Genomic DNA, 325 nt, shown 5'->3' on the forward strand with positions numbered 1-325 from the left:
GGTCGCGTCCCATTCCGTGGTGTAGGTCCACAGCCCGGAGAGGGCTGAGCTGCACGGTACTCAGCGTGCCACTGCGGACAGCCGAGTGGGCGCAGTGTCGCTCAGGGTCTGCAAGCCTTCAAGCTGCATATAGCGCCGGTTGAGCGACCACTCGTCGTTCTGCTCGAGCATCATGGCGCCGACGAGCCGCGTGATCGAGGCGTCGTTGGGGAAGATGCCAACGACGTTCGTGCGTCGCTTGATCTCCACGTTCAGCCGCTCCAGAGGGTTTGTGCTGTAGATCTGTGTCCAGTGCGCCCGCGGGAAGGTCATGAAGGCCAACACG

Annotated in this window: 1 protein-coding gene; it reads right to left on the bottom strand. The window is 63.1% G+C overall.

Annotation, left to right across the window (positions count from 1 at the left end):
* Positions 1-60 precede the first annotated feature (60 nt).
* Positions 61-325, bottom strand: a 265-nt coding sequence (locus AC3A6Y_RS35040; RefSeq protein ID WP_487872798.1) for a transposase, incomplete at its 5' end; no start/stop codon positions are given.

Source organism: Variovorax sp. Soil_C_17 (genome assembly GCF_057657265.1).